The sequence below is a fragment of the Solibacillus sp. FSL W7-1324 genome, from assembly GCF_038008025.1.
Classification (GTDB): domain Bacteria; phylum Bacillota; class Bacilli; order Bacillales_A; family Planococcaceae; genus Solibacillus.
Window position 1 is genome coordinate 3,201,670 of the sequence record NZ_JBBOYH010000001.1, and the last position, 12,211, is coordinate 3,213,880.

Sequence of the window (12,211 nt, forward strand, 5' to 3'; positions counted from 1 at the left end):
TCCCCTCCTTTTTAGTAAGCTATATTTTTAATACTCGTTAACGGAATATAAAGAAAATCTGAGTTTGATGAAAGTGTAATATAGTCAAAGTTTACTTCCAATAAAGTACCCGTGACTTTTGCATATTCCGTTGCAACTGTAAGACTCGATCCTTTTAAAGTTTCGAGCGTTCTACGTAATTGCCACATATTTACCCCCCTTTATGATGTTATGTTAAAAGGATATGTTTCCCGGCTGATCTTGTTTGGGTAGATATTCTATTTTTCAAGATTCCCAAAAAAATCTAATTATGTCGCACAATTATTGTGAAATAAGATTCATATCATACTACTGAGGTGAGAAGTATGAAGGAAAGACAAGAAGGATTAGTAAGTGTAGTTATTCCATGCTATAATGCCGCGTCATTTATAGTAGATTGCCTAGACGGTCTTAAGTCACAAAAATACAAAAAAATGGAGGTTATTCTTGTAAATGATGCTTCAACTGACAATACATCAAAAATAGTTGAAGACTGGCTGGAAAATACCAAACCCCCTTTTCCGGTTATTATATGTAATTTACCTGTAAATACAGGCTTTGCAGGGGCTCTGACAATCGGCTATTTTATGAGTTCCGGCGAGTATATTGCCGTTAATGATGCAGATGACATTTCGCACCCTCTGCGTTTTGAAAAGCAAGTGGATTTTTTGTTAAACAATCCCGATTACGATTTAGTCGGATCAAATTACCAAGTATTTTATGACGGGAACTTGGAATCACTCGGTAAAGTTGCCGACTGGTTGAAGTATGGCGAGTCAATAAGAAAATGTTACGAAGCAGGCGGTCACTGTGTCTGTCACGGAACAATTTTATTTCGCGGAAAAGTTTTTGATTTGCTTGGCGGCCCCACTCGAAGAATTGTCGGAGCAGAAGACTATGAATTCATCGTAAAATTTTTAAATGCAAAATTAAAAATAGAAAATCTGAAGGAAATTTTATATTACTATCGGAAACATGAGCAACAACGTTCCAAAACTTTTTATGGAGGTGATAAGAGTGGCTGATGAAAGGATCTTACTAGTGATAGATGCTTTATATATCGGAGGAACCGAAACCCATGTATTAGGCTTGGCAAAAGAACTAGTTAACAATAATATCTTTGTGGCGATTGCTGCAAATAAAACCGGTAGTTTAGTTGAGGCATTTGAAGCATTAAATTGCCCTATTTACTCAATCGAGTTTCCAAAAACGATTCCTTTAGAAAAAAATCATGAATTGGCATTAGTGAAAGAACTTGAAAAAATTATTGAGAACGAAAATATTACCCATGTTCATATTCATCAGACGCCTTCCGGATATTTAGCAGGAAGAGCGGCTGAAAATAGAAATATCCCTACGATCATCACGATACACGGAACATATTATCCAAATCATGAAATACAGGAACTCCTTAAATTATCCGATGCAGTCATCTGTGTAAGCCCTCCTTTATGCAATTATGTAAAAACATTTGAAATAGAAAACCCATATTTAATACCAAATGGAATCAATTTAAACGATTACCCAAGAAATTCCCAAGTAAAAGATATAAGAAGTGAATTAAAAATACCCAAAGATGCGCCCGTTCTTCTCTATGCCAGCAGAATCACATGGGCAAAAGCACAAGTTTGTTCTATTTTTTTAAGAGCCTGCAAAGATCTTAAATTAAATACTATCCCTAATCTACATGTCATTGTAGTTGGTGATGGTAATAAATTGAACGAGATAAAAACATTGGCTCGAATGATTGAAGAAATGTGTGATGGAGCTTTTATTCATATCGTTGGAGAACAAAAAAATCTGCATCCCTATTACTCTGCAGCTGATTGCGTTGTAGGCACAGGCCGTGTAGCTTTAGAGGCTATGGCTTCAGAAAAGCAAGTAGTTGCTGTCGGCAACCATGGATATTTCGGGATTGTAGATGTGAACAATTTTGAAGATGCATGGAGTCATTATTTTGGAGATCATGGTTCTAAAGCAACTTGCAGCAGACATTTATTACGTGATGATTTGAAAAAAGTCTTGAAGGATCAACATCGCCTAAAACTAAACGGAATTACAGCCAGAGAAATAGCTGAGGAAAAATTTAATATTAATAATGTAGTAAAAGAAACATTGGCGGTTTATTCCAAAACGAGAAAAGGTGGGATGAAAAAATGAAAAAGATTTTATATATGGGCTGGATCGGATTTAATAACCTGGGTGATGAACTGTTATGGCATATTTTCAGAGATACATGTACTAAATACTTGGATATGGAAAAAATCACTGTTAAGCCATCAATGCCCGGAACGGATTTAAAAAATCTCGATGAGTTTGATACGGTTGTACTTGGCGGAGGCTCCTTATTATTGCCTGGCTACCTTCAAATTCTTCAAAACGCTATTCATAAAGGAAAGTCCGTACTCATCTGGGGATCAGGGTTAGACTGGATTGAAGAGTCAAACCTGAATTTATTGATAAATGATCAGCTGACTTCTTTGGAACAAAACTTTAAACAAAAAGATATTGATGTACTGGAAGAAGTTTTGGAGCATGCACTTTTTGTAGGCGTCCGAGGTCCCTTAACAAAAAAGGCGATCGAAATTATGGTTGGGAAAGAAAAATCGGAAAAAGTTAAAATAATCGGAGATCCTGCTTTACTATTACAAAATAAAGACACAATAAAACCTCATATCCAAGACAAACTAATCGGGATCAATTGGGGAACGACATTTAACCGTCTGTACGGTGCCAATGAAAGTTTAGTAGAAGAACAATTAGTCGCAGCAGTGAAAAGACTAATTGAAAAGGGTTATAAAATACTGATTTATACGATGTGGTCAGACGATCGATCCCATTGCGAAAGACTTTTTAATAAAATCGGCGACACAGAAAATGTTCAGTTAGATAAAAACATTTATACCGAACAACAAATGATTCATAAATTATCAACGTGTACTGCAACGATAAACTTTAAACTCCATGCAAACATGCTTTCAATGGCTGCCGGTGTACCAGCGATTCCACTAGGATACCGCTTTAAAGTTTTCGATTTTGCAGCACTGCTCGGATTGCTGAATCTAGTCGTTTCTACAAGTTCAAAGCAGTTAACGGATGAAGTATTAAATCGTATCGCGATGATTGAGAAAAGTGAATTGATGCCAGTTAAGCAATACAATATGACAAAGCAAACATGTACCCCTCTTTTAGAATCACCATTCAATCATCATTATTTTTAATTTAATATATTATCAACAAGACTCCACTCGACACTCGGACTTAGGATACTGGTTGCTTTAAGACTGATTAGCGAATTACAAGGAGTCTTTTTTTTTTGAGAAATTTACATATGGAAGTGACAAATAACCTTGCTACTGCAATAATTACCACCTCATATTTGCTTCTTTCTTAAGGCAAACTAAAGCAAATATAAAAGGAAGGTGTTGTGCAAAAAACATGAATAAACCTTTCGTACCCCAGCTTGTATATTTCGAACCGAAAGCATTGGACTATCCGCTCGGCAAAGAACTAAAAGAAAAATTTGAAGCTTTAGGTATTGAGATACGTTATACAACCTCCCATAACCAAATACGAAACTTCCCCGGTGACAATGATTTGCAAAAATATCGAATTGCTAAGTCTACACTTGTCGTTGGTATTCGCAAAACTTTGAAATTCGATACGTCCAAGCCATCTGCTGAATATGCTATTCCCCTTGCTACAGGATGTATGGGTCACTGTCATTATTGCTACTTACAAACAACAATGGGAAGCAAACCGTACATTCGCACATATGTAAATGTCGAGGAAATATTTGAAGCAGCAGATCGGTATATTGAAGAACGTGCACCTGAAATCACACGGTTTGAAGCGGCCTGTACTTCGGATATTGTAGGGCTGGATCACTTAACACATTCATTAAAGAAAGCGATAGAACATTTCGGCGAAACCGAGCTGGGCAGATTAAGGTTCGTTACAAAATTCCATCATGTTGATCATTTACTCGATGCAAAACATAATGGCCATACAAGATTTCGTTTTAGTATTAATGCGGATTATGTCATAAAAAATTTTGAACCCGGTACCTCCTCGCTCGCCCAGCGGATCGAAGCAGCCGGCAAAGTAGCGAGAGCCGGTTATCCTCTTGGATTTATCGTAGCGCCAATTTACCTTCATGATGGATGGCAGGATGGCTATTATCATATGTTTGAACGACTTGATGCTGAACTCCCCCAAGATGTCCGTGAAGATATTACATTTGAATTTATTCAGCACCGTTTTACAAAGGCCGCTAAAAATGTGATTAATAAAAACTATCCGAAGACAAAGCTGAAACTGGATGAATCTGTAAGACGTGTGAAATGGGGTAAATACGGAATCAGTAAGTATATTTATCAAAAGAACGAAGAGGACGAAATGAAAGAAAAGCTTTACAGTTACATGGAAAAATTCTTTCCGAATGCCAAACTTGAGTATTTCACATAAAAGTAAAAGCAGACACGTTCAAAATGAACGGTCTGCTTCTTTTATTTAACGGATTGTTAATTTTTATTTTGTAAAATCAATTTTCTTTTGCAATAAATAAATTGTGACGCCGCCTACTAGCATTGAAAAGGCTTCTCCCACTGCTACCATTCCGTACGTTGGCCAAAATGGCAGATCAAAAACGATCATCAGCTGAGCTGCAACTGTAAACATGGATGCCGTAAAAATAATACCGGTTACAATAATTTTCAGCACTAAGTTTTTGATATTTTTTGTAACGATTCGGCAAATAATCAAGACAATGAGTGTAGCAATCCCGCCTACCGGTACATCAATCCACCACATTGGTGAAAAGAGATTCGCAATGACGACACCTAATGTTACTCCTACTATGTATCGTTTATGGAATAGCACTAAATAGTTAAACATTTCCGACAGCCTTAATTGGACGGCTCCGAAACTAATGACAGCCAAAACAAGCGTAACTGCTACATAAAGAGAAGCAACGATCGCAACTTTAGCCGTTTCATGCACGTTGACACGTGATGATGAAACAGAATTTTCCATTATTTAATTTCCTCCTTTATAAAATAGCATGAAGTTGCTATTTTACTGATAACTATGACCAAAGGAGCATGGGTGCTAGTACCCTGCCAAAGTGTCATAGTGTGATTTTGCACCCATTCATTATGGAGTAAATATTAAATAATGGCAATACTTTATTTATTCATCCATCCACCATCAACCGGTATAATTGTTGCATGCATATAATCGCTTGCTTCACTCGCTAAAAATAATGTCACGTTTGCAACCTCTTCAGGCTTCGCCCATCTGCCAGCAGGTGTTTGCTCTGCCACTAACTTCGCCATTTCACCTGCCCCTTCAAAATCGGCCGCATTCATCGGTGTTTCAATTGCACCCGGTGCAATCCCGTTGATACGTATCCCTTCCTTGCAATAATCATAGGAAAGCTGTTTTGTATAACCGATTACGGCATGTTTGGACGCGGTATATGCTGCACCACCGCCACCTGCAATCATTCCAGCAATCGATGCCATATTTACAATAACACCGCGCTTTTGCTTAAGCATTTTCTTTAATACCGCATTCGTTACAAAGAACATCCCTTTTACATTCACGTTAAAGATTTTGTCCCATAATGATTCTTCTGTTTCAAGTGACGGGACATAACCATCAAGGATACCGGCTGTATTACATAAAATATCGATTACTTCTAATTGTCCAATCGTTTCTTCAATAAACTGATGATCCGTTACACTTCCTGCATAGTGATAGTACTTGTCATCCGTTATTACTGCTTTTTCAATATCGATCCCAATAACAGTAGCCCCTTCTTTTAAAAAAGCTGCTGCTTGTGCTCGTCCGATTCCGGATGCGGCACCCGTAATGACGACGACTTTATTTTCAAATTGCTTTCCCACTGTTTTCCCTCCAAAAAAATAACTGACTTGCAATAAACAAGCAAGCATTAATTACTTATAGAACGATTTCCCAATCATCCGCTAAAATATCACAAACTGTCGGTGTAAACATCGTATACCCTTCACCAGTTACATTAATAACAAAATACGGATTCATGTCCAAGTCATCCAATGTAGTTGCAGGCACATACTTTACATATAGTTCAGCACCGCCCCAGCCTTTACGGATTATCTTCTCTCCATTTTTTAAACGAGGCAAAATTTCTTCAAATGTCATTTTCATCTTCCTTTATGTATTCATATTTCTTACACATATTATAACAATAAGTTGTGTAAATCACATGCACCGGGTGTCAAAAAGATATCCCGGTGCATGGCAGCCTTATGTTCCTCTATGCTTTGTAACTTCTTGCGGTGGGTTATTATGAATTACCTGATTAAACTCTTTTGAATACTCTTCACGACGATTCGTATCCTTTTTTTCCTTTTTATTCTTAGTGAAGCTTGTTTTACTTTTTTTCGCCAACTTCTTTCACCTCCGAAACGAATTGGATTCTTATTTATTTTGCGTAAAATTGATGAATGTATGAAGACAATTTTTAGAGTTATGAAACCAAATCATTTTCCGTAGAAATTTTAAAACTTTTTGTATAAAAAATAAGATCTTACCTATACTATTAAAGATTTCACTTCAATCTAAATGACTGGAGGGTTAACCCGATGAGTGCGAATGATCAATCTCAAAAGGACCAACAAAAACTGAATAAGCTTACACAGAATATTTTTGGAGCAATCTAAAATTAATCTGAAAGCGAGGCAGTGTGTCATGGAGGATCATAAGTGGTAATCAAAATAAGAACCTGGAATTAAAAACTCCAGGTTCTTTCTTATTGTTAAAATCATTAGACAGTACAATTTAAAATAAATTAAAAATTTTTCATAATCAACGTTTAAAAAACGAAATACAGCCTATACTATTAAAGATTTCACTTCAAATCTAAGTGACTGGAGGGTTAACCCGATGAGTGCGAAAGATCAATCTCAAAAGGACCAACAAAAACTGAATGAGCTTAAACAGAATATTTTGGAGCAATCTAAAATTTAATCTGAAAGCGAGGCAGTGTGTCATGGAGGAGCAAAAGTGATAATCAAAAAAAGAACCTGGAATTAAAAATCCAGGTTCTTTCTTATTTTTATGATTCTATACCGGCAATCCCAAATCCTCCAGGACCCGCATGAGTCGAGATCATCGCACCAGCCTGCATCCATCTTACGTTTTTAAAACCGGCTTCCTTCGCGATTGCTTCCAGACGTTTTTTAATCTGTTCATCCAGTCCGACCGAGTAGATTAAATACAATTGTTCCCGATCGATATTGTATTCATCTAAATAATCCCTCATCATCTTTTCTGCAACAATTTCCATCTTGCCACGGTATTTTCTAGTTGAAACAAGCTTTCCTTCTTTCAACTCAATACATGGCTTGATTTTAAGCAATGCACCACCGATGTACGCAATATTGCTCACCCGTCCACCTGCTTTTAAAAAGTCTAAACTTCCTGGCAGGAACGCTAGCCTTGTTTTAGGAACGATTGATTCAATTTTTGCAATTAAATGCTCAGGGCTAATCTTAGGCTCTTCTTCAAGCAAGCGAGCTGCATACATCACTACTGCCCCCAATCCACCAGTTACATTTAACGCATCAATCAGAAAAAGATCATCAAAATCTTCTGCTGCAATTACCGCACTTTGAAAGGAAGCAGATGCTTTTGACGTATAGCCAATGTGAATAATGATACTTTCAGGAAATTTCAATCGAACCTTTGTAAACAACTCTTCATATTCATGGACATTCGTCGCTGCCGTAGACGGTATTGACTTTGTTCGATCATAAAAATCAAAAACTTCTTCTACTGACAGCTCACCATCCAAATAATCTTTCCCATCCATAATAACGTGCATCGGTACTACTTGAATTTGATGTTTTTCAACCAGGTCCTTCGGTAAATCCGCACCACTCTCAGTCGATAAAATAATTCTTTTCATTGTACCTTCCTTTCAAAAACGCAGACATTGCTGCCATCTTTTTTGCATATCTCCCTTAAATATACACTATAAAGGAAATGCGGGATGCACAACTTTTAGAATGAGCTTCGTATAAAATACATATAGTAAATTCGAATACAAATCAGGAATTTGCATCATTATTAAAATCTACTGTCTTACTAATGGCATCGAACAGCATCTGAATGAGCCGCCCGACTTAATGATTTCTGAAAAGTCGACTTCCAGCACTTCATAACCATGCTGTCTCATTTGATAATTCACATCACTGTTAACCGGCAAGCTCAGCACACGATTTTGTCCAATCGAAAGCACATTTGTCCCCATTGTAAACTGCTCGTTTTCGCTTACTTCGATTAAGTCATACATACTTGATAAATGTTTAACTACTTCCGGTTCGAATGCATCCGGAAAAACAAGTGCATCTTTTGATGAAAGAATATTGAATACACAGTCTAAATGTAAATATTTTGGGTTAAACGGGATTGGAAGGACTTCAAAATCAGGCAGTTGTTTTTGTAAATTTTGAATAGCCTTCTCGCATGTGCGATCACTGATTCCGACAAAAACCCGAGGACCGTCAATAATCACATCGCCACCTTCAATTGAATATTTAGAAAGGTTATGATACGAAATTTTATTCTCCTTTAGCCATTGTGCCAGTACTTCATCTTCACCTTGACGGATAGGATTTGCCATCTGCGAAACAAACAACTGATCTCCAATAGTAAAACCAATATCTCTTGTAAATACTTGTTCCGGGTGCTCTTTACTAGGAGGGAGTTTAATTACTTCCACACCAGCATTAAGTAGCGTTTGTTCAAACTTTCGGTGCTGGGCTAGTGCAAGATCCTGATCGATATTATCATGCTTATATTTTTTTTGAACATCATTGATTACTTCTTTAATTTCCATATATTCAGGTTCACATAATACAACTTTTTTTAAAGTTCCATATTCGCTTTGACATGCTATTTGGGATTGCTTTGAAAATGTATTTACCATAAGTCATCCTCCAGATTCTTAATTCACCTTTTTACCATTCCCTATTTTTGCGTTTCCATAAACAATTTTTAATCAATATAAGGTGAATACTGTTGTTTCAAGTAATTTTCATTAGGGTATGGAAATGCAATAAGAATAAACTGAAGAACATTAACGGAGGAGATTTTATGATTACGAAGGGTCAGGCTCTATTAACGAAAGAAGATTTCCACAATCGAACGGATTTACCAAGTTGGCTCTATAAAGAATACGAAACGTTTCATAAAACAGTAACGGATAAAACATTTCCTTGTTTTTTTGGGATGAGTGGCGAGCTTAAAGGCGAACTTAGGTATGCATATATTACACAGGACGACTGGAATAATTTACCTCAAGCAGTAGAAGGATTTTTAGAATTATTTAAACAGCCCAATTATAAAAGACACGGTCTATTTGTATTTGTTGAACCTTTCGAACAAGAAGGGGCACTCGATGATTACCGTCAACAGTTTTGGGATATTCTCCAGTATCTACATACAGCCGATAAAGTAGAATGGCCAGAAAACAGCCCTCGTGATCCAGATCATTATTTATGGGATTTCCACTTCGCCGGAGAACCAATATTTGTATTTGGAAATGCTCCTGCATATAAGAAGCGCAAAACCCGCCATTTAGGAAATGCGATGGTGCTCGGATTCCAGCCACGTAAAATCTTCCAAGGTTTAGAAGGTACCGAAAAAGGCGGTATTATGTCCAGGGATAAAGTACGGAAGCGTGTAGAGGTTTGGGATCAACTTCCGAAGCACCCGGATATCGGCCACTTTGGAGATCCGACACATAACGAATGGAAACAATCCTTTATCGGCGACGATATTGTACCGATCCAAGGGAAATGCCCTTTCCAACATAAATCATTGCTATTATAGTGCTATAAAAAAGAACGAATCCATCGTGAGATTCGTTCTTTTATTTATTTAATTAAGCTTCTTCGAACGAAATAACATAGTCAGTGCAAATAAAAATAAAAAAATTGTTACAAGCCGACGCTTCAACGGTTTGCCAGCTAACATTCTAATCCGGCAATCCCGACGCCCCCTGGACCAGCATGCGCAGATATCCCAGCTCCAGCCTGCATCCATTTCACATTTTCGAATCCCTTCCCCTTTGCAATTTCGACCATCCGATTTTTAATACCTTCATCAAGTCCGATTGAGTAAATCAAAAATAGCAATTTTTTATCAATATTATATTCATTTAAAAAATCACGCATAAACTTCTCTGCTACCATACTCATCTTCCCGCGATAGTTTCTTGTTGAAACTAGTTTACCTTCTTTCAATTCAATGCAAGGTTTTATTTTCAACAGTGCACCACCAATATATACAAGATTGCTTACTCTTCCTCCAGCTTTCAAAAATTCGAGACTGCCTGGTAGAATTGAAAGCCTAGTTTTAGGAACAAAGGATTCTATTTCCTTTATTAAACGAATATGGTCAATGGAAGGTTCGTTTTCAATCAATAATGCTGCATGCATAACGATTGCTGCAAGTCCCCCAGTTATATTTAATGAGTCGATTAAATACAGATCATCAAAGTCTTCTGCTGCTATGACCGCGCTTTGAAAAGTGACAGATGCTTTCGATGTACATCCAATATGGATAATAATACTATCTGGAAAATCTGCTCTGATTTTTGAAAATAAATCATGATATTCCTGAACGTTAGTAGCTGAAGTAGACGGGATCTTCTTCGTACGATTGTAATAATCAAAGACTTCCTCTACAGAAAGTTCCCCGTCCAAATAATCTTTCCCATCCATAATGATATGCATTGGAGCTACTTGAATTTGATATTTTTCAACCAATTCTTGCGGTAAATCTGCCCCACTGTCAGTCGATAATATAATCTTACTCATCCTATACACCTTCCAATTAACGCAGCTATTTCTGCGTACTTATATTTTTATCAATAGTGAACCTATAGATGCCACTATATTATTTTGTTAAACCTCTACTATATTTATATGTAAGAGTTGAGATTGCATAACCTGTTTAGACATCCCCAATAGAAAAAAACGAATTTTTTTCAAATTCGTTTTGTAATCTATTGAGCTTAATCTTTTTCTAGCTACTTCAAAATCGTTCCTCAGTAAGATCTACATTCACTGAAACTGCTGCTTTATTTCCTCTTGCAGCCGAAATCATTAACGATGAAGGTCGTGCTGTTTCGGTTTCTCCTGCAATGTAGACATTTTTTTCAGATGTTCTGCCAACACCGTCAGTTATGACTTTCCCGTTTTCATGAACTTCACAACCTAACATTTCCACAAGCTTATTCGCACGGTAATACGTTGGTGCTACAAAACCAAAAGATCGTTCTAGCGTTTCTCCCGATTCAAACTCGATTTTTTCTAAAAACCCGTCATTACCAATTAATGCTTTTATCTGATCCTCTATTATTTTGATATTCCGTTTTTCTAACTGCGAAGTCGCCTCTTCCGAAAGTTCAAGGCCATTTGTCAGCACAACTAAATCCTGCGACCAGTTATAAATCAACTTAGTCAAATGCAGCACATGCTCTTCTTTTTCCGCGATGACCACTAAAGGCTTATCCCGCTGTTCCCAGCCATCACAATAGGGACAACTGAATAAACTCTTCCCGTAATAATTCCTTATACTCGGTATGAAAAAAACCTCTTGAATGCCTGTAGCCAAAATAACTTTTTCCGTTATATACTCCTTCTCATTAGAAGCTTTGACAATATACCTGTCACTATCTTTATCCTTAGTTATTTCCGTAACAGTTGCGTTTACGTACGATACTGTTGGATAGTTCTCGAGTTCCTTCAAACCTATTTCTCTAAACTCCTGAGGGTTTGTCCGATCACGAGTAATAAATCCGCGTGCCTCTGCAGTCACACGATTGCGATTCGTATTATCATCGAACAATACAATCTCTCTTCTAGCTCTGCCTAAAACTAAACTGGCACTTAATCCAGATGGTCCTCCGCCGATTATAATACAATCCAATATATCCATTTTTATCACCCACTCATATTTGTTTCTAATTTCTTTAAATTCCCAGTATCTTTATAGAAAAAACCTCAATAATTCTTTATGCCCCATCTTGGATATTGTGAACCAAAAATCCACAAGTATCCTTTAGTCAATGATTTTTGTATAAAAGACGTCTCAAAAATCAAAAAATTATAACTTTTTAATATATATAGTAAAGTCG

At 36.9% G+C, this 12,211-nt stretch carries 14 protein-coding genes; 5 read left to right on the forward strand and 9 right to left on the reverse strand.

Annotated features, from left to right (window positions below):
• Positions 1 to 11: 11 nt before the first annotated feature.
• A complete protein-coding gene (locus MKY71_RS16035; protein WP_340733278.1) occupies positions 12 to 188 on the reverse strand; it encodes a DUF2642 domain-containing protein in 177 nt (58 codons plus the stop codon).
• Between the two features lie 156 nt (positions 189 to 344).
• Between MKY71_RS16035 and MKY71_RS16040 the strand changes: the two genes are divergently transcribed.
• The 4 genes from MKY71_RS16040 to splB all read left to right on the forward strand — a co-directional run bounded on the left by MKY71_RS16040 (position 345) and on the right by splB (position 4,485).
• The gene (locus MKY71_RS16040) at positions 345 to 1,043 is read left to right on the forward strand and encodes a glycosyltransferase family 2 protein (protein ID WP_340733280.1); all 699 of its coding nucleotides are present in this window, start codon (positions 345 to 347) and stop codon (positions 1,041 to 1,043) included.
• A complete protein-coding gene (locus tag MKY71_RS16045; RefSeq protein ID WP_340733281.1) occupies positions 1,036 to 2,178 on the forward strand; it encodes a glycosyltransferase in 1,143 nt (380 codons plus the stop codon). Before MKY71_RS16040 ends, MKY71_RS16045 begins: the two co-directional genes overlap by 8 nt.
• Entirely contained in the window at positions 2,175 to 3,239 is a 1,065-nt protein-coding gene (locus tag MKY71_RS16050) for a polysaccharide pyruvyl transferase family protein (protein WP_340733283.1), read from the forward strand. The genes MKY71_RS16045 and MKY71_RS16050 overlap by 4 nt, the downstream gene beginning before the upstream one ends.
• Positions 3,240 to 3,456: 217 nt before the next feature.
• Positions 3,457 to 4,485 carry a spore photoproduct lyase gene (splB, locus tag MKY71_RS16055; RefSeq protein WP_340733284.1) on the forward strand — a complete coding sequence of 343 codons (1,029 nt, stop codon included), beginning with the start codon at positions 3,457 to 3,459 and terminating at the stop codon, positions 4,483 to 4,485.
• A 63-nt stretch (positions 4,486 to 4,548) separates the two neighbouring features.
• Here splB and MKY71_RS16060 read toward each other — a convergent pair whose 3' ends face one another.
• The 6 genes from MKY71_RS16060 to MKY71_RS16085 form a co-directional block, all read right to left on the reverse strand.
• Positions 4,549 to 5,052, reverse strand: a complete 504-nt coding sequence (locus MKY71_RS16060) for a QueT transporter family protein (RefSeq protein WP_339173739.1) — start codon at positions 5,050 to 5,052, stop codon at positions 4,549 to 4,551.
• Positions 5,053 to 5,204: 152 nt separating this feature from the next.
• Entirely contained in the window at positions 5,205 to 5,927 is a 723-nt protein-coding gene (locus MKY71_RS16065) for a 3-oxoacyl-ACP reductase (protein WP_339196172.1), read from the reverse strand.
• Between the two features lie 55 nt (positions 5,928 to 5,982).
• Positions 5,983 to 6,204 (reverse strand): DUF2829 domain-containing protein, encoded by a 222-nt coding sequence (locus MKY71_RS16070; protein ID WP_008405570.1) that lies wholly within the window; start codon positions 6,202 to 6,204, stop codon positions 5,983 to 5,985.
• 105 nt (positions 6,205 to 6,309) lie between these two features.
• The gene (locus MKY71_RS16075; RefSeq protein WP_014822645.1) at positions 6,310 to 6,453 is read right to left on the reverse strand and encodes a hypothetical protein; all 144 of its coding nucleotides are present in this window, start codon (positions 6,451 to 6,453) and stop codon (positions 6,310 to 6,312) included.
• Positions 6,454 to 7,120: 667 nt separating this feature from the next.
• The gene (locus tag MKY71_RS16080; protein ID WP_339196174.1) at positions 7,121 to 7,972 is read right to left on the reverse strand and encodes a DegV family protein; all 852 of its coding nucleotides are present in this window, start codon (positions 7,970 to 7,972) and stop codon (positions 7,121 to 7,123) included.
• 168 nt (positions 7,973 to 8,140) lie between these two features.
• Positions 8,141 to 8,995 (reverse strand): dimethylarginine dimethylaminohydrolase family protein, encoded by an 855-nt coding sequence (locus MKY71_RS16085; protein ID WP_340733288.1) that lies wholly within the window; start codon positions 8,993 to 8,995, stop codon positions 8,141 to 8,143.
• Between the two features lie 167 nt (positions 8,996 to 9,162).
• On the opposite strand from MKY71_RS16085, the gene MKY71_RS16090 reads away from it, so the two are divergent.
• Positions 9,163 to 9,900 carry a YqcI/YcgG family protein gene (locus tag MKY71_RS16090; protein WP_340733290.1) on the forward strand — a complete coding sequence of 246 codons (738 nt, stop codon included), beginning with the start codon at positions 9,163 to 9,165 and terminating at the stop codon, positions 9,898 to 9,900.
• 137 nt (positions 9,901 to 10,037) lie between these two features.
• Here the strand turns inward: MKY71_RS16090 and MKY71_RS16095 are convergent, their stop codons facing one another.
• A complete protein-coding gene (locus tag MKY71_RS16095) occupies positions 10,038 to 10,889 on the reverse strand; it encodes a DegV family protein (protein ID WP_339173754.1) in 852 nt (283 codons plus the stop codon).
• A gap of 217 nt (positions 10,890 to 11,106) precedes the next feature.
• Positions 11,107 to 12,012: an NAD(P)/FAD-dependent oxidoreductase gene (locus tag MKY71_RS16100; protein ID WP_340733293.1), complete on the reverse strand. Its 906-nt coding sequence runs from the start codon at positions 12,010 to 12,012 to the stop codon at positions 11,107 to 11,109.
• Between the last annotated feature and the right edge of the window lie 199 nt (positions 12,013 to 12,211).